The following is a 17,054-nucleotide window of genomic DNA, read 5'->3' as shown; positions in this document are numbered from 1 at the left end:
ACTCAGTAAAAACCCACCCGCTGATGGGCGCGAATGGTAAACTGAAGGAAAATTCAGCCAAAGCCATTCCATCGCGGGCTTAAATAGGGTACAAGGACGCCATGAAAATTCCAAAACGAATCCAACCGCTGGTTGATGACGGCTTGGTTGACGAAGTCATCCGTCGTTTGAAAAGTGGCAAAGAAGCTGATGTATACGTTGTCCGTTGTGGGCAGGATATCCGCTGCGCTAAAGTCTATAAAGAAGCTGAAAACCGCAGTTTCAAACAGGCTGTTCAGTATCAGGAAGGGCGTAAGGTTCGTAACAGTCGTGACGCGCGAGCCATGGCCAAAGGTTCTAAATTTGGCCGCAAGCAACAGGAAGAGACCTGGCAAACTGCCGAGGTGGATGCCTTGTACCTGCTCGCCAATGCCGGTGTTCGGGTACCTCAACCTTATGCATGCCTTGATGGTGTTTTATTGATGGAACTGGTCACCGATGCAGATGGCCTTGCCGCCCCCCGCCTGAGTGATGTGCCATTTAGCAGAGAACAAGCGCTGATTGACCATGCGTTGATGATCCAATATGTGGTACGGATGCTTTGCGCCGGTCTGGTTCATGGCGATTTATCAGAGTTTAATGTCTTAATTGATAAAGAGGGCCCGGTCATTATCGATTTACCGCAAGCCGTCAATGCTGCGGCGAACAATCATGCTAAAGCCATGCTGGAGCGGGATGTCGCAAACATGACACACTATTATGGCCAATACGCACCAGAACTGCTTAATCGTAAGTATGCCAAAGAGATGTGGGCACTTTATGAGGATGGTAAACTGCATCCAGAAACGCAACTGACTGGTGAGTTTGCAGAAAGCACCGAAGCGGCTGATGTTGAGGGTGTACTGGAGGAAATCAAAGCGGTTATAGCTGAAGAGCAAGAACGCCTGCGTGAAGCTCAGGATCACGACAACTAGACATTAACTATCCTAAATCGACTCTCTGTGGGGCAGTAATGACTCTCTTCCCTGCCCCACACGCTCTTTACGTATCAGTTCAGCACCACCGCTTCCACGCGGTTTTTCCCCGTGGTTTTCGCCCGATATAACGCTTTATCCGCAGCATCCGACAAGTCTGTCGCCGAAATAGACTCACCCGGCGCGGATACCGAAGCCACACCAATGCTGATGGTCACCCGCCCCTCTGGCGATATCCCATGGGGAATATCTAACTCCTCAATGGAGTGACGCATGCGCTCGGCAACCGCTTTCGCATCCGCCAGGGTACTGGGTGCTAGCAATACAATAAACTCCTCGCCGCCATAGCGCGCCAAAATGTCTGAACCACCACGAATAGATTTTGACAAAGTTTCGACAATGGATTTCAAACAAACATCCCCCATTGCATGACCATAAAGGTCGTTAAAGCTTTTGAAATTATCAAAATCGATCATCAACACAGACAGAGAACCGCCTTCGATCTGGTTTTTTTGCCAGATGTGCTGATAGATATCATCAAAGTGGCGACGATTGGCTACCCCAGTTAATACATCGGTTTGTGACAACGCCTTGAGGATCGATTCTGACTGTTTAAGTTCAGTAATATCGAAAAACGAGCCATACCAAATAACAGCCCCATCATCCTGAAGCGTCGGGAAAGACTCACCATGGAGCCAGTGTGTACCTTTGCCCGGCAACACCACGCGAAAATCGCAGCGCCAGACAGATAGATTCTGTTGAGAGATGGCTACCGCCTGTTTTAGCATATCCATATCGTCAGTATGCACGCGGCTAAACAGAGGGTTTTCCTCTCTGGGCACATACAAAACATCAGCCGGTGACAGAGCAAATATTTTTCTGACACCCTCGCTACAATATTTAAAATAAGATTTACCCTCTGCATCTAAATAATAAGCATAAATCATTGCTGGTAAATTCTTAGTTAAACGATCCATCATCTGCTTACTTTCTTCCAGCTTCATCAGCAGGAATTTTCTTTCCGAAACATCAGCAATCACACTAATATAACCCACGGTCTGGTTATTATCGGCAGTTATTTCATGGACACTAAGTGCTCCCCAGAAACGTTTCCCATCTTGGCGCTGATAACACCACTCGCTGGCATCACGCCGATTAAGCAATAAATAATCCAGCTCAGCTTGATCCTTACCAAACTCTGGAATGTGCAGTATATCCGAAATAGGGCTTCCCAAGACTTCATCTTTAGAATAGCCAAACATTCGCTCCGCACCCACATTAAATATGGTGATCCGACTCTCTAAGTCGGTGGTAATAATCGCGACCTGTTTTTCCGCATTCAACAGTACATCCAGTTGAAGATTAGATAATTTATCTTTCCCATTCTCTCTCTTCACTGGTTCACCTTTACGGTGCTGACCAAATACTTTCCCAGTCAAAGCATTCAGGCAGTTATGATAAAAAGAAAATAAAGACATAAAGTAAATCACCTATAATTTAGAACAAGAAAAAATGAAATTATAACTAGTCTACTGATGGCGCTAATAATAACACTGTGAACTATAACATACACCAATGAATCAGTGTAGGTTTGGAATGATGATACTCTCTAATAGATAACTACAGACACTCAACTTGATAATATCATTACAAATCTCGCCAAGAAAACTGAAAGAACAATCCGTTATGGTGATGATGTATTCCTATTGAATAACTGGAGCGAGAATGAAGAAGTTACTGATGTTTTGTGGTGTATCAATGTTGCTATTGAATGCAGCCTCTAGCTTTGCCACACAACCTATTAATAAAGAAGCACAAAAACAATCGGGGGTGAGATGTAAACGCCCACCTGAACCGCCGAAAGACAAGAGTGGCCGCCCGTTGCCGCCAGCAAAAGAACATCATGATAGCCAACCAGCAAAAAACCAGCCGCAACATGATGGCAAGTATCCATGCCCTCCACCGCTATCAGATAAAAACCACAAAGTTTAAAATGTTATATTTATTAGTATCGCTAATAGTATTGTAGCAACAGATAAATTGAAAGCAGGCATATTTTGTTGCTCTGCTTTTTATTTCAAAATAAATAGCCATGTCATAGTTAATAAAGAAACAAAAAATATAAACAATTACTATTGATAGCTACGTTTACCAATCTTATATAAATCGCTATTAAATCTCTTTCATGCAAATCAGACACATAAGAGGAACGCTAGCAGAAAATAATAATCCGTCTTATCCCTCATCCCGATAATTTAAGCTTGGCGCTGGCAAGATATACCTTTATAGCTCATGCTAAATAACGAGATATAACTCTCATCCATGTAACAATAATATCAGTTGAAATTTAATATATAGATAAGGAAATAGTCATGTTCTATAAATCACTGCTTAAGAGTGTCATTGTGACACTCATGCTCGTAACCGTTAACACAGTATTCGCAGCATCATCACCCACCACCCCAACAGAAATGACCTGCAAAGAATTCCTTGATCTTAATCCGAAAAGTATGACCCCCGTCGCTTTCTGGATCCTAAACCGGGATATCCAGTATAAAAAAGGCGATAGCGTAGATTTCCAGGAAATAGACCAGGTCTACACACCAAAAGTGATTGATGTTTGTAAAAAATCACCGAACAAAAAAATTACTGAGATGAAAAAAGAGATTGAGTGGGCACCTAAGAAACCAATGTAATATAATTCTGAGCCTCACATTATTCAATGTGGGGCTAACATTATCTTTTGACTATTATTTGGGAAAAATAATCATGTTAAAGAAGATCATATTGATATCGCTACTGGCATTACCCGTCGACCAAGCATTGGCACTTGACTGCCAGAACGCACTGACACAACTGGATATAAACCAGTGCGCAAATTTAGATTATAAGAAAGCCGATACCGAACTAAACCGTATTTATAAACAAGTTTTGGCCAAAACCCCAGTAGCCCAAAGAGCATTATTAAAGAGTGCGCAACTTACCTGGATAAAATACCGTGACGCAGATTGTACCTTCCAATCCTCAGCCACCGAAGGCGGTTCAGTGCATCCTATGATTATCTCGGCTTGTTTGACCCACAAAACTGAAGCTCGCTCGGCAGAACTACAGTCATTCCTTGATTGTGCTGAAGGTGACCTAAGTTGCCCCTTATAGCGTGCTGTGATTAGCGTTGCCGAATAGTCGAGGGCGTTAGGCCATAGGCCACTTTAAAACAGTTACTGAAGTGGCTGGCAGAGCTGAAACCACACTCCAGGGCAATGTGAATAAGCGGCATCATGCTATGTCTTAATAGCTGGTCTGCGCGAGATAACCGCGCTTTCAACACAAATTGATGTGGTGACAGCCCAGTGCTCTGCTTAAACATCCGTGCGAAATGGAACTCACTCAACCCTGCCTGTTCAGCAAGATCTGACAACAGCAACGGCTGTGAAAGATGTTCGTCAATATACTCTTTCACCCGTTTTAACACTGCCGGAGACAACCCACCGCGAATTACGGGGATCGCCCACTGCAACTGGGTGTAATTTTTTAATAAATGGGTCATCAACAAGGTAGCAGCACTACTGAGGGCTAAATGATTGGCCTGTTCTTGCCAGTTACAATTCAGTAAAAATTGGCGATATAACAACGTTATTTGCGGATCTTCTGCGAAAATTCGTTCATCAACCTGAATTGACTGGGGGCTGCGCTCCCAAATTTGTTCAGCTAGCTGGCGCAGATGCTTATCGGTGCAATACAAATGTACAAATGACAGGTCATCCCGCACATCCCAACTGGATAAGCTGCCCTTTGGCATAATACAAAAACGATCCGGTCCACCGCCATTTTTCCAGCCAGCGCGCGTTTTGTGATAGCACTCATAGCCATCTGCAACATACAGGCTCAAGGTGTGGTGATCAGGGCTTTCTTGTGTAATACAGTCATCACGGTTAGACCAGGCTGCCAATTGAATACCCGAGCCGAGTTGCACACAATCATGCAAGCGCGCTTTGTGTTCTTTTAGGGTTTCAAAGGCTTGATACCGTTCCAACATTGCGCTGACTTCCTTTGGGTACGCGGATGCAACCAGTTTAATGGCTTGCCAGACGGCAGACTATATTTTCCAGCGATTTATCGTAAAAATGCGCAAGATTTTGCAATTTAAAGCAAGCAGCTGAAAGCGCCTCTCCTTCCTATACCGGATACTGCTGTTTTCTAGCTGTGATGAGAAATAACGATGAACGCGCTGCTATATTTGTTAGTTGTACTGATCTGGGGAACGACCTGGATTGCCATTACCCTACAACAGCAAGGTGATGTTGCTATTACTGTGTCCATTTTTTATCGGTTTGTGCTGGCGGCCGGTGTCATGATGCTCGTTTTACTGCTCGCCCGCCGACTGCACCAGCTCACGGTGCGTGACCACCTTTTTTGTCTGGCACAAGGGGTTTGTGTCTTTGCTTTTAATTTTTACTGTTTTTATCATGCTGCGGCTTATATCAGTAGCGGCCTGGAATCGGTTATTTTCTCAATGGCGGTACTGTTTAATGCCATCAATGGCATGCTTTTCTTTCGCCAACGCCTTAGCCCTAACCTGCTGCCAGCCAGTATCCTCGGCATGATAGGTATTGTTGCTTTGTTCTGGCAAGATCTGACCGCCACACAAATAGCCCCGGAATTACTTAAAGGTATTGGCTTAAGTTTGCTGGGTACCTATGGTTTTTCTCTGGGTAATATGATCAGTAGCCGCCACCAACGCAAGGGATTGGATATTCTGTCAACCAATGCTTATGCCATGACTTATGGTGCGGCAGTGATGGGACTTTTCAGTATGATTCAACAACACTCTTTTACTCTCGAACTCACGCCACGTTACCTTGGCTCATTGTTGTATCTGGCTATCTTCGGTTCCGTGATTGCATTTGCCGCCTATTTCAGCTTGATTGGACGAATCGGAGCCAGTGGTGCGGCTTATAGTACCTTGTTATTTCCGCTGGTGGCCCTAACCATATCAACCTTCTATGAAGGCTATCACTGGCACCTGAATGCCATTATTGGTTTACTGCTCATCCTATTGGGTAATTTAGTGATGTTCTCACGCCCAGGCATGATGCAATCCTGGTTTAAGCGCCGCCATCATTGCCAGCCACAAAGATAACCAAGAAAGGCCGATCGTTATCTCATCGAGAGTTCTGATCGGCCTTGCTCATTTTATTTTGCGGTATCTAAAATGGGTTCACGTACAATGAATATGTAAGACAGAGCCCCGAGGACAGTAACGCAAGAACAGATGGTTAATGCCAGGCTAAATGAGTGAGTGGTATCAACTATCCAACCCGTTATCACCGGTGCAAATGATGCAAATATGAAACTGGCAAAATTCTGTATGCTGCCAACCGATGCAGTCATACGAGAAGAGACCGCGACATGTATAAGCCCCCAGCATGATGTCCCAGCGAAGTGAATACAGAACAGTGCCATGCCTATTAATATAACCGCACTCCCGGTAGTGTCAGCACGGACGACGACAGAGGTAAATGCCGCTGACAGCAACATACCGACCGCAATGCATATTTTGCGGCTTTTTAAAGGAGCCATACCCTGGCGGACCAGAAAATCGGTAACGAATCCATTACATAACATGCCTGCCGCGCCGAAAATAAAGGGTATAGAAGCAAACATGCCAGTGCTAGCAAGATTTAAATGATACGTTGTCTGCAAATAGCCCGGCAGCCATGCCAGATAGAGCCATGCAGTATAATTGACGCCACTGAAGCCCAGCATCATGCCCCACATAGTGCGATTACGGAATAAGCCACGCCATTCTTTAAAATTCATAGGCTTACGACTTACATTAACACTGCCTGCATCAAGATATTTTTGTTCTGCTTCGGTTAAATTGATACTGTCACGATTACGGTAAAGCAGATACCAACCGATAGAAAGTACGATCCCCAAAAGACCAATGGTAATAAACATCCCACGCCAACCGATAACCATCATCATGGCGGCCAGAATAGGTGGACTGATGGCTAAACCGATTGTCGACGCAGAATTAAATATCCCCATAGGCAGGCCACGTTCTTTAATATTGAACCAGTCATTTATCACCTTCACACCGCAAGGATTCATGGGTGCCTCACCGATACCTAACCCAATACGTACCAGAATAAATTGCGTAAAGGTATGAACAGCCCCGGATAGCGCCTGAAAGAATGACCATACAAACATGCCTAGCCCTAACATAATGCGCGGGCCTTTACGGTCTAACAACGGGCCACACGGCAGTTGAGCAATACCGTATGCCAGAGAAAATGCGGAAAGCAGAAAACCAATCTCCGTGGCACTTAGCCCTAGCTCTTCACGAATGGTTAAATTCGCTACAGATAAAGAACTACGGTCAAGAAAGTTAATGACTGCGGCCAAGAATAATAAAACCATCGATACGGTTTGAATTCTTTTAATACGACTAGAACGCTCTGTATGTAGTATAGCCTTGGGGGTTTCATCTGATGTTGGGTTTAATACACCCGCATCATTATTTATCACGACATTATTTTTTTCCACGCCCAGCTCCTGAACTTTATAATATATTCACATTGCGATTCATAAAAAACCTGTCCGATATGAATCTATTAGGAAATAAAAATCTCAAGAAAAAAGACTTATTACAGCGTCAACTATAGAGAGAAAAGTTAACTGAAATTCAGATTAGTGTGGGCATTCTATATACAGCATATCTTTGTGATGAATACGTGAGATGATTAATAGTTTGCTGGATTTTATCTGTCCTTAATGGTTTTTTATGCGGTTTTTTATCCAGTTTTTTATCTTAGTATGCGCTTTCAGCAATACTCTCTAGGTGGTTAATCATTCGCTGTATTGCGTGATCGAGCGAATCATTGATTGCTTAGCGGTATCCAGATGACGCCGTAACTCGCGCACCGCATCCAAATCATTGCGAAAGATTAACGCACTTAAAATCGCCATATGCTCTTCTATCGCCACGATATTGCGCTGCTTTAAATCGCTCTCATCCCATTGATAATGGAAGTGGAAAATAACTGAAATAATCTCCAGAGATTGATTAAAAAATGGGTTATTAGCGGCAGAAAGTATCAGGGTATGAAAATCACGATCTAACTGTGAAAACATGCGATAGCTGCTGCCAATGGTATCCCGCAATTGCCGATGGCGAGCCAATAGCTCTTTGGCTTGCAGCCAACGTTCATCACTATGTGCAAGATTTAAAAAGCGATTTAGCGCATGCGTTTCCAACATTTCACGTAACTCAAATAATTTTTCAGCATAGTTTTGATCAAATTTTTTCATGCTCCACTGACCACGGCGGATATTAACAATGAGGTCATAACGACAAAAACGCAGTAAGAACTCACGAACCACCACGGCGCTGACATTGGCGGCACGAGCAAGTTGTAACTCTGAAAATGAATCTCCGGCACGAAGCTGACGTTGATTAATCATCTGAAAAAAAGCACGTTCAAATACGTCGGCCTGAGCGTCTGGTGACTGACTGATACAATCAAAACCGTCCTCTGATTGGGGTGTTCTGACAATAATGTAGTAGTCGCCGACCTTCTCCAACACGCCACAGTGATCTAAATGACTCAGGGTATTACGCACAGTTGTCCGGCTGATACTGTACATTTCCGCCAGGGAAGCTTGAGAAGGAAGTGGTGATGTAATATGCCCTTTGGCAATAGCGTCGATCATCTGATTGATGACATTGTGACGAAGATTTTGTGTTCTGCTCATGATTATCCTTAGCTGTTTTTTATTCATTTAAAACCAATTTAAAACAGAATAATTCGTCATCCCTCACAAATATCACATTCGATTTAAACCTGGTTGTGATTTTTAATGAATATCAAACCTCACCTTTTGGAGGAATAGTCATGACCACGATGAATACTTTAGTTTGCCTTGAACCAACCAAACTTATTTATCAAAAACGAACTCAACCGTTACCGAGAATTAATGAAGCCTTAATAAAGGTTTTAAATGTTGGTATTTGTGGCACAGATATACATGCCTGGGCAGGTAATCAACCGTTCTTTAGTTATCCCCGAGTATTGGGTCATGAAATTTGTGGCGAAATAATAGCGCTAGGGGATAACGTCAATAATATGCATGCCGGGCAACGCGTTGCCGTTATTCCTTATGTTGCTTGCCAGCACTGTAATTCCTGTCTCAGTGGTAAAACCAATTGCTGCGAAAACATTTCTGTTATTGGCGTCCATCAAGACGGGGGTTTCAGTGAGTATTTATCCGTCCCAGTCAGTAATTTATTGGTGGTCGACGATGTAGATCCCGTCTCGGCTGCATTGATTGAACCTTTTGCCATCAGCGCCCATGCCGTGCGCCGTGCCGATGTTCATCCTGATGAGCATGTTTTGGTGGTCGGTGCTGGCCCAATTGGCTTGGGTGTGGCCGCCATTGCGCAAGCCGATGGTGCCTATGTAGTGATGGCCGACACCAGTGCACAACGCCGTGAACATGTAGAAAACCTGTTGGATATCCGGACATTAGATCCCAGTGATGCCGGATTTGAGCAAAATTTACGCCAGCAATTTGCTGGCATGTTGCCACTAAAAGTTATTGATGCCACAGGTAACCAACGAGCAATGAATAACACCCTCAACTTTATCCGTCACGGGGGCAGCATTGTATTTGTGGGCTTATTCAAAGGTGATCTCAGTTTCCCTGATCCTGACTTCCATAAGAAAGAGACCACCATGATGGGCAGCAGAAATGCCACCTTTGAGGATTTTGACAAAGTGGGGAAATTAATGGCCGCTGGCAAATTATCGGCGGACATGATCCTGACACATCGTTTTGAATTCAATACATTGGCAGATATTTATGAACAGCAGGTCGTGAAGAATAAAGATCTTATCAAAGGCGTTATTCAATTCTGATCTCACTCATTTTAAGGATATAACACCATGCTAACGTTAAACCGCGAAAACTTTCCTGGCCGTACTCACCCAGATAAAGTGATTCAATTTGGTGAAGGAAACTTCCTGCGCGCCTTTGTCGATTGGCAATTGGACCGACTAAATGAACATACCGACCTTAATGCCGGTGTCGTAGTGGTCCGCCCGATTAACAGTGATTTCCCCCCATCACTTAATACTCAGGATGGCTTATACACCACAATTATTCGCGGTTTAAACGAACAAGGTGAGAAAGTCAGTGATGCACGCATCATTCGCTCGGTTAACCGCGAAATCAATATTTATCAGGACTTTGACAGCTACCTCGCCCTCGCCCGTAATGAAGATATTCGCTGGGTGTTCTCCAATACTACGGAGGCTGGGATAAGTTATCTGGAAGATGATAAGTTTAGTGATACGCCTCCCGCCAGTTATCCTGCGAAATTAACGCGGCTCATGTTTGAGCGCTTTCAACATTTTTCCGGGGCAGCCGATAAGGGGTGGGTGCTATTGCCATGTGAGTTGATCGATTATAACGGCGAAGCATTGCTGGAGTTAGTCCTACGCTATGCGCAGTGCTGGAATTTAGGCGAAGGTTTCAGTCAATGGTTATTACAGCACAATACGTTTTGCTCTACATTGGTCGATCGTATCGTGACCGGCTATCCCCGTGATGAAGCTGTCGCCCTGGAAAACCACCTGGGTTATCACGATGCATTCCTCGATACCGCAGAACACTTTTACCTGTTGGTGATCCAAGGACCGCAATCATTAGCGCAGGAACTACGTCTGAATCAATACCCACTAAACATTCGAATCGTCGATGATATTAAGCCCTATAAAGAACGCAAAGTGGCAATTCTCAATGGTGCTCATACCGCATTGGTGCCGGTCGCATTTCTGGCGGGTTTAAATACGGTCGGCGAGGCCATGGCCGACACGCAAATCAGTCAATTCGTCGCACAACTGATCAGCGAAGAGATTATTCCAGTCTTGGATTTACCCGCGGATGAGCTACAAACCTTTGCTCAAGCCGTGTTGAGCCGTTTTCGTAACCCGTTTATTCAGCACCAACTGCTGTCTATTGCCCTCAATAGCATGACCAAATTCCGTACCCGTATTTTGCCTCAGTTGCTCTCCAGCCAGCAAAATAACGGGCAGTTACCGCCACGACTCACCTTTGCCTTTGCCGCCTTACTGATGTTTTATCGAGGAAAACGTGACGATGAATGTTTTGCATTACAGGATGATGCCCACTGGCTAAATTGTTTCGCCTCTATGTGGCACGACGTTGACGCCGGTTCACTGCCGATGGAGGGATTAGTGCGATTGGTATTAGCCGACGCCACCCATTGGGGGCAAGACCTCAATCACATCCCGCAGCTCACCAATAGCATTACTGAACAGTTGCAAACAATTAAACGTGTGGGGATGCGAGCTGCTTTAGCCGCTTACCGTTAAATATGTTTATCCGGGCAGATGATTTTATTTTCTGCCCGCCATCTAGTGCAGTCACCGTGCGGTTTAAGCACCATCGTGATGGATAAACTCAATACCATACAACCCACCAATAGCATTGATGGTTTCTAATAGATGCGCACCATCCGCTTGATGCGGGACGGTATCGCTCGCGGCTGAATGCGCTGGCCACCACAGGGGAAGCCCGATAAACCATGCTGTAATCTTAGCCATTGCTACCTCTGCGTTATTTATCTAGCGGGATGAAACTGATGCTTTAAGGGTAGATGCTGCCGCGCGCAAAGGTGAAATAACGATTATGGCTTTGGATATGCCAAATTTATCTATGAAGGCCAAAACTTAAGATAAAAATTAATAATTATGCATTTTAAAGATGCCAGCCATCAGCCAAGGCGTTATCTTAATTAGACATTCGCCCTGAAGGAGTTTCGCATGTTTGTTGTCAGTCTGACTTACCATCAACCTATCGATGTGGTCGAAGCACTCACTGAAAGTCATAAAGAGTGGTTGAAAAAGTACTATACACAAGGTGTTTTTATCGCATCAGGCCGTAAAGTGCCGCGTACCGGTGGCATTATTTTGGCCAAAAGTATTGCCCGTGAAGAGCTGGATAAGATATTGGCCGAAGATCCGTTTAATGCGGTTGCCGATTATAGCGTGACCGAGTTTATCGCCTCCATGGCTATCGAGTCGGTGGAAGCGTTGAAAACTCTGTGATGCTTTTATGCGATAAATCCTAACAGCAGCTATGGTTGATGCCATGGCTGCTGTTACAACGTATTGGTAGTTAATTCTGCCCGCTGTTGTCGTTGCGCCATAATACGGTGCAGATTGGCCTCAAGCCATACAGTCAGCCCTTCCACCTGCTCCTGAATCTCTTTCCCCAACGGCGTTAATTTATATTCCACATGAGGTGGTACTACCGGATAAGCAATACGCTCAACAAAACCATCTTCTTCAAGGTGTTGCAGAGTTTGTGCCAGCATCTTTTCACTAACACCGCCAATCTTTCTGCGCAACGCACTGAAACGCAGAGTCTCATTGCTTAACGCAATCAAGGCTAACACCCCCCAACGGCTGGTTACGCGCTTGAGCACTTCTCTTGAGGGACAATCAGCATTGAGTAATTCACCCCGCCGAACTTGTTCGGGAAACGAAACAGTGTGACTCAAATTTTGCGGCTCTATTATTTTCATACTAACCTTTTGGTGTGTACTTACGTAAAGTTAGTATATTGCATATGATGAACTTAAGGGCAACTTTCTGGCCAATTATGCGGTTTTATTCTTTGCCAACTGTCTGTCATCTTTCTCATAACATCAAATCTGGAGTGTCATTATGATCGCAGTAACCGGTGCCACAGGCCAATTGGGCCGCCTTGTTATCAATGCATTACTTAAAAAAGTGCCAGCCAGTGAGATTATTGCTGCGGTACGTACCCCGGACAAAGCCCACGAGCTGGCGGCGTTAGGTGTTCAAATCCGCAAAGCTGACTATAGCCAGCCAGCCACGCTGGATACCGCCTTTCAAGGTGTTGATAAACTACTGTTAATTTCATCGAGTGAAGTGGGTCAGCGTATTGCCCAACATAGCGCCGTGATCGCGGCGGCCAAGCGTGCAGGTGTTAAATTGTTGGCATATACCAGTTTGTTACATGCGGATAAAAGCCCACTGGGGTTAGGCGAAGAACACCGGGCCACCGAAGCACTATTACGTGAATCAGGTCTGCCCGTGGTGTTATTGCGTAACGGCTGGTATACCGAGAACTATGCAGCAAGTATCGCGCCAGCCCTGGCACACGGCGCATTTATCGGCGCAGTAGCTGAGGGGCGTATCGCCTCTGCCGCACGTGAAGACTATGCCGAAGCGGCCGCTGTGGTGCTAACGCAGGGAAACCAGGCGGGTAAAGTTTACGAATTAGCCGGTGACGATATCTATACACTGGCTGAATTCTCGGCAGAAATTGCCCGCCAGTCAGGTAAAGCTGTGGTGTACCACGATTTGTCTGAAGCCGATTTCAAGCAAGCATTGCTCGATGCCGGTTTACCTGATGTTTTCGCCAGCCTATTAGCAGATTCTGATGCTGGCGCAGCTAAAGGGGGGCTGTTTGATGACAGTCATACATTGAGCAAACTGATTGGCCGACCGACAACGCCTTATGCAGATGTCATTGCTGCAACGCTAGCGACACGTTAAATCTATTCAAATATTCTCGGCCGGTTCCCCTTAAGTTACCGGCCGTTCTCCATTAGAACTTATAATAATGCCGGACTAAGACTTGGCAGCATCCAGTGCCTGAGCAAGATCATTGAGAATGTCATCAATATGCTCAATACCAATCGATAGACGCACCATATCCCGTGGTACGCCCGCCTTGATCAGCTCTTCATCGTTAAGCTGACGGTGGGTGGTTGACGCTGGGTGGCAAGCCAGTGATTTGGCATCACCAATATTCACTAAGCGCACGATCAAATTCAGCGCATCTATAAAACGCCCGCCCGCCTCCTGGCCGCCATGAATACCAAATGACAATATTGAGGCTGGTTTGCCACCTAAATAGCGCTGGGCCAGTTCATGCTCAGGATGATCAGGTAAGCCTGCGTATTTAACCCAACTGACTTGTGGATGGTTTTGCAAATAGTGCGCGACTTTCAGCGCATTTTCAGTATGACGCTCCATACGCAAAGCCAATGTTTCCAGCCCCTGCAAAATCAGGAAAGCATTGAACGGCGATAACGCAGCGCCAGTATTGCGCAATGGCACCACCCGGCAACGGCCAATATAGGCAGCCGCGCCGAATTGCTCGGTATAGGTCACGCCATGATATGACGGATCAGGGGTATTTAATTGAGCAAAACGCTTAGGGTATTGCGTCCAAGGGAACTTACCCGAATCCACCACGATACCGCCAATACTGGAACCATGACCGCCGATATATTTGGTCAATGAATGAACCACAATATCCGCACCGTGTTCAAATGGTCGACACAAGATTGGTGTTGCGACGGTATTATCGACAATCAATGGCACACCATGGCGATGAGCCGCATCAGCCAATTTTTTCAAATCAACAATATTCCCAGCAGGATTACCAATTGATTCACAGAAAACTGCTTTAGTTCGGTCATCGATTAAGGCTTCCAATGCGGCGATATCATCATGATCGGCAAAACGGGTTTCTATCCCATAACGCGGTAACGTATGCGCCAGCAGATTGTAAGTCCCGCCGTACAACTTGGCCACCGACACAATATTATCCCCCACTTCGGCAATGGTTTGGATAGCATAAGTAATCGCCGCCATACCGGAAGCCACGGCCAGAGCGGCAATCCCCCCTTCGAGAGCGGCAACCCGTTTCTCCAGTACATCATTGGTGGGGTTCATGATGCGCGAGTAAATATTGCCGGCGACTTTTAAATCAAACAGATCAGCGCCATGCTGGGTATCGTCAAAAGCAAAGGAGGAAGTCTGGTAAATAGGTACCGCAACGGCTTTGGTGGTGGGGTCCGGTGAATAACCTGCATGAATAGATAATGTTTCTAATTTCATTCTTTATCCCTTGTTATATGACAATAGCCAGCGCCGCTGCCAACACGATGATATAACGTGACTAGTCATATTCTTAACTGGCGACGGAGGTGATGAAGAGAATAACAATAGAGGAATTAATGAGCAGTACCTACCTACAAAAGTAATTATTTAGCTATTAATTATAATTAAACGATATCGACATCCTCTCAGCCGCCATTCAGCCAGGTAGCGCTACGTTTCATCTATTCCATCCTGATAGATAACTTTCTCTTCTTATAAATCAATATACTGAATAAAAATATCTCTTCAGGGCTTTTCTGTCCACACCTCGCCGCATATACTGTATGCATAACCAGTTATTTTGTAAATCAGTCGTTTTTTGTTATCACGCTCTCCCCTTAGATAACGCATTTGGAGGCTTTATGGGTGCATTCGGCAATGCTGCACAGGACTATATTGAAAAGAGAATCGACCTTAATGAACACTGCATTGAGCACCCAGCCGCCACCTTTTTCATGACCGCCAAGGGTGACGCCCTGAGTGATGCAGGTATTAACAACGGCGCACTGCTGGTGATAGATCGCAGTTTGCAGGCACAGCACGGCGATATTGTCGTTGCAACCATCGGGGGTGAGTTCAATATTAAGCGGCTTTATTTACGACCGGTTCCCCGCCTTGAGGCGCTGAATGCAGCCACTCCCCCACTCATATTATGTGAAGGGGATGAAGAGTGGGTTATCTTTGGCGTCATTGTATTTAGCATCAATAAGTTACGATAATGTTTGCTCTCGTTGACGTGAACTCATTTTATGCCAGTTGTGAAACGGTATTCAGGCCTGATTTGTATGGTCGCCCTGTGGTGGTGTTATCCAATAACGATGGCTGCGTGATTGCCCGTAGCCGGGAGGCTAAGGTCGTGGGTATTCCAATGGGGGCACCCTATTTCAAGATACAGCAAGTTATCCATCAGCATCGTGTTGTCGCGTTTAGCAGTAATTACGCACTCTACAGTGATATGTCTGCGCGGGTCATGACTATTCTTGAACAACTGGCCCCAGGGATTGAAATTTACTCAATCGATGAGGCATTTCTCAATCTTAATGGTGTACAGCATTGCATTACACTAGAAGAGTTTGGTCAGGGCGTGCGTGATAAAGTACGCAAATTGACTGGCCTAAATGTCGGTGTAGGCATCGCCCCAAGCAAGACTCTCGCCAAGCTGGCAAACCATGCTGCTAAGTTATGGCATAAAACGGGCGGTGTAGTCGATTTGTCCAATCCCATACGTCAACGCAAATTGCTGGCGCTGATGCCAGCGGCACAGGTATGGGGCGTGGGCCAGCGTACCGCAAAAAAGCTGGCAGTGATGGGGATAACCACCGCCCTTCAATTATCAGAGGCCAGCCCCGCGCTTATTCGCAAAAACTTTAGCGTCGTACTGGAACGGACAGTGCGAGAATTGCGCGGAGAAGCTTGTCTGGCGGTGGCTGAGTTCGCACCTACAAAACAACAAATAATCTGTTCGCGCTCATTTAGTAAACGCATTACAGAATATCAAAGTATGCATGAAGCCGTTTGTAGCTATGCCGAGAAAGCAGCAGAAAAGCTACGCAAGGAGCACCAATACTGTTGCCATGTATCAACCTTTATCAAAACCAGCCCTTTTGCCCGTAACGAGGTCTATTACAGTAACCTCGCCAGCACTCGCCTCAACTTTCCGACCTTGGATTCAAGGGATATTATTGCCGCAGCTCTCAAATGCCTAGCGGCAATTTGGCGACCCGGTCACCATTACCTGAAAGCAGGTATTATGTTGGGAGATTTTTCAAATCAGGGTATCGCGCAATTGGGTCTATTTGATGAGAGCAAACCGTACATTAACAGTGAATCATTGATGGCGGCTATCGACAAAATTAATCAATCCGGTAAAAGTAAAATTGCGTTTATCGGGCAAGGAGTTAATCAAGAATGGCAGATGAAACGTGAAATGTTATCACCTGCATATACTACCCGAATTCAAGATTGTCCTATCGCGGTTATCCGGTAACATAACTTAACGAATACCTCGGTGTACTGCTTATAGATGAATGTCACGTGAAAACGTTGATGGTTGGCAACAGAGGCTTAGTCCGCCCCGCATATAGAAAGGAAT

At 45.4% G+C, this 17,054-nt stretch carries 18 protein-coding genes; 11 read left to right on the top strand and 7 right to left on the bottom strand.

Annotated elements, in window-relative coordinates:
* Positions 1-101 precede the first annotated feature (101 nt).
* On the top strand, positions 102-953 hold the full coding sequence (locus tag V1953_RS08525; RefSeq protein ID WP_083158573.1) for a PA4780 family RIO1-like protein kinase: 852 nt from the start codon (positions 102-104) through the stop codon (positions 951-953).
* A gap of 74 nt (positions 954-1,027) precedes the next feature.
* Here V1953_RS08525 and V1953_RS08520 read toward each other — a convergent pair whose 3' ends face one another.
* On the bottom strand, positions 1,028-2,431 hold the full coding sequence (locus tag V1953_RS08520; RefSeq protein ID WP_442820808.1) for a sensor domain-containing diguanylate cyclase: 1,404 nt from the start codon (positions 2,429-2,431) through the stop codon (positions 1,028-1,030).
* A gap of 247 nt (positions 2,432-2,678) precedes the next feature.
* On the opposite strand from V1953_RS08520, the gene V1953_RS08515 reads away from it, so the two are divergent.
* The 3 genes from V1953_RS08515 (at position 2,679) to V1953_RS08505 (ending at position 4,109) form a co-directional block, all read left to right on the top strand.
* Positions 2,679-2,945: a hypothetical protein gene (locus V1953_RS08515; protein ID WP_083158572.1), complete on the top strand. Its 267-nt coding sequence runs from the start codon at positions 2,679-2,681 to the stop codon at positions 2,943-2,945.
* Between the two features lie 380 nt (positions 2,946-3,325).
* A complete protein-coding gene (gene hdeB / locus V1953_RS08510) occupies positions 3,326-3,649 on the top strand; it encodes an acid-activated periplasmic chaperone HdeB (RefSeq protein WP_372569270.1) in 324 nt (107 codons plus the stop codon).
* 73 nt (positions 3,650-3,722) lie between these two features.
* A complete protein-coding gene (locus V1953_RS08505; RefSeq protein ID WP_372569271.1) occupies positions 3,723-4,109 on the top strand; it encodes a lysozyme inhibitor LprI family protein in 387 nt (128 codons plus the stop codon).
* Positions 4,110-4,119: 10 nt separating this feature from the next.
* Here V1953_RS08505 and V1953_RS08500 read toward each other — a convergent pair whose 3' ends face one another.
* On the bottom strand, positions 4,120-4,989 hold the full coding sequence (locus tag V1953_RS08500) for a helix-turn-helix domain-containing protein (RefSeq protein ID WP_372569272.1): 870 nt from the start codon (positions 4,987-4,989) through the stop codon (positions 4,120-4,122).
* A gap of 183 nt (positions 4,990-5,172) precedes the next feature.
* Here V1953_RS08500 and V1953_RS08495 point away from each other — a divergent pair, with 183 nt between their 5' ends.
* Positions 5,173-6,093 carry a DMT family transporter gene (locus V1953_RS08495; RefSeq protein ID WP_083158568.1) on the top strand — a complete coding sequence of 307 codons (921 nt, stop codon included), beginning with the start codon at positions 5,173-5,175 and terminating at the stop codon, positions 6,091-6,093.
* Between the two features lie 53 nt (positions 6,094-6,146).
* Here the strand turns inward: V1953_RS08495 and V1953_RS08490 are convergent, their stop codons facing one another.
* Positions 6,147-7,376, bottom strand: a complete 1,230-nt coding sequence (locus tag V1953_RS08490; protein ID WP_372569887.1) for an MFS transporter — start codon at positions 7,374-7,376, stop codon at positions 6,147-6,149.
* A gap of 429 nt (positions 7,377-7,805) precedes the next feature.
* Positions 7,806-8,711: a GntR family transcriptional regulator gene (locus V1953_RS08485; RefSeq protein WP_083158567.1), complete on the bottom strand. Its 906-nt coding sequence runs from the start codon at positions 8,709-8,711 to the stop codon at positions 7,806-7,808.
* A 140-nt stretch (positions 8,712-8,851) separates the two neighbouring features.
* On the opposite strand from V1953_RS08485, the gene V1953_RS08480 reads away from it, so the two are divergent.
* Together V1953_RS08480 and V1953_RS08475 are read left to right on the top strand one after the other, a co-directional pair.
* Entirely contained in the window at positions 8,852-9,874 is a 1,023-nt protein-coding gene (locus V1953_RS08480; protein WP_083158566.1) for a zinc-binding alcohol dehydrogenase family protein, read from the top strand.
* A gap of 27 nt (positions 9,875-9,901) precedes the next feature.
* A complete protein-coding gene (locus V1953_RS08475; RefSeq protein WP_083158565.1) occupies positions 9,902-11,353 on the top strand; it encodes a tagaturonate reductase in 1,452 nt (483 codons plus the stop codon).
* A 63-nt stretch (positions 11,354-11,416) separates the two neighbouring features.
* Here V1953_RS08475 and V1953_RS08470 read toward each other — a convergent pair whose 3' ends face one another.
* Positions 11,417-11,584, bottom strand: a complete 168-nt coding sequence (locus V1953_RS08470) for a hypothetical protein (RefSeq protein ID WP_193784642.1) — start codon at positions 11,582-11,584, stop codon at positions 11,417-11,419.
* A 219-nt stretch (positions 11,585-11,803) separates the two neighbouring features.
* Here V1953_RS08470 and V1953_RS08465 point away from each other — a divergent pair, with 219 nt between their 5' ends.
* Complete coding sequence (locus V1953_RS08465; RefSeq protein WP_083158564.1) at positions 11,804-12,088, top strand: YciI family protein; 285 nt, start codon at positions 11,804-11,806, stop codon at positions 12,086-12,088.
* Between the two features lie 53 nt (positions 12,089-12,141).
* Here the strand turns inward: V1953_RS08465 and V1953_RS08460 are convergent, their stop codons facing one another.
* A complete protein-coding gene (locus V1953_RS08460) occupies positions 12,142-12,567 on the bottom strand; it encodes a winged helix-turn-helix transcriptional regulator (protein ID WP_083158563.1) in 426 nt (141 codons plus the stop codon).
* A 142-nt stretch (positions 12,568-12,709) separates the two neighbouring features.
* Between V1953_RS08460 and V1953_RS08455 the strand changes: the two genes are divergently transcribed.
* On the top strand, positions 12,710-13,567 hold the full coding sequence (locus V1953_RS08455; RefSeq protein ID WP_372569276.1) for an SDR family oxidoreductase: 858 nt from the start codon (positions 12,710-12,712) through the stop codon (positions 13,565-13,567).
* Between the two features lie 75 nt (positions 13,568-13,642).
* On the opposite strand, the gene V1953_RS08450 is transcribed toward V1953_RS08455, so the two are convergent.
* Positions 13,643-14,920 carry a bifunctional O-acetylhomoserine aminocarboxypropyltransferase/cysteine synthase gene (locus V1953_RS08450; RefSeq protein WP_372569277.1) on the bottom strand — a complete coding sequence of 426 codons (1,278 nt, stop codon included), beginning with the start codon at positions 14,918-14,920 and terminating at the stop codon, positions 13,643-13,645.
* A gap of 404 nt (positions 14,921-15,324) precedes the next feature.
* Between V1953_RS08450 and umuD the strand changes: the two genes are divergently transcribed.
* Positions 15,325-15,681: a translesion error-prone DNA polymerase V autoproteolytic subunit gene (umuD, locus tag V1953_RS08445; protein WP_032905840.1), complete on the top strand. Its 357-nt coding sequence runs from the start codon at positions 15,325-15,327 to the stop codon at positions 15,679-15,681.
* Positions 15,681-16,949 (top strand): translesion error-prone DNA polymerase V subunit UmuC, encoded by a 1,269-nt coding sequence (gene umuC / locus V1953_RS08440; RefSeq protein ID WP_083158560.1) that lies wholly within the window; start codon positions 15,681-15,683, stop codon positions 16,947-16,949. The genes umuD and umuC overlap by 1 nt, the downstream gene beginning before the upstream one ends.
* Positions 16,950-17,054 lie beyond the last annotated feature (105 nt).

The sequence above is a fragment of the Yersinia sp. 2541 StPb PI genome, assembly GCF_052217145.1.
Taxonomy (GTDB): Bacteria; Pseudomonadota; Gammaproteobacteria; order Enterobacterales; family Enterobacteriaceae; genus Yersinia; species Yersinia enterocolitica_E.
Note: the sequence above shows the minus strand (reverse complement) of the source record. Positions and strands in the feature narration are given on the sequence as shown.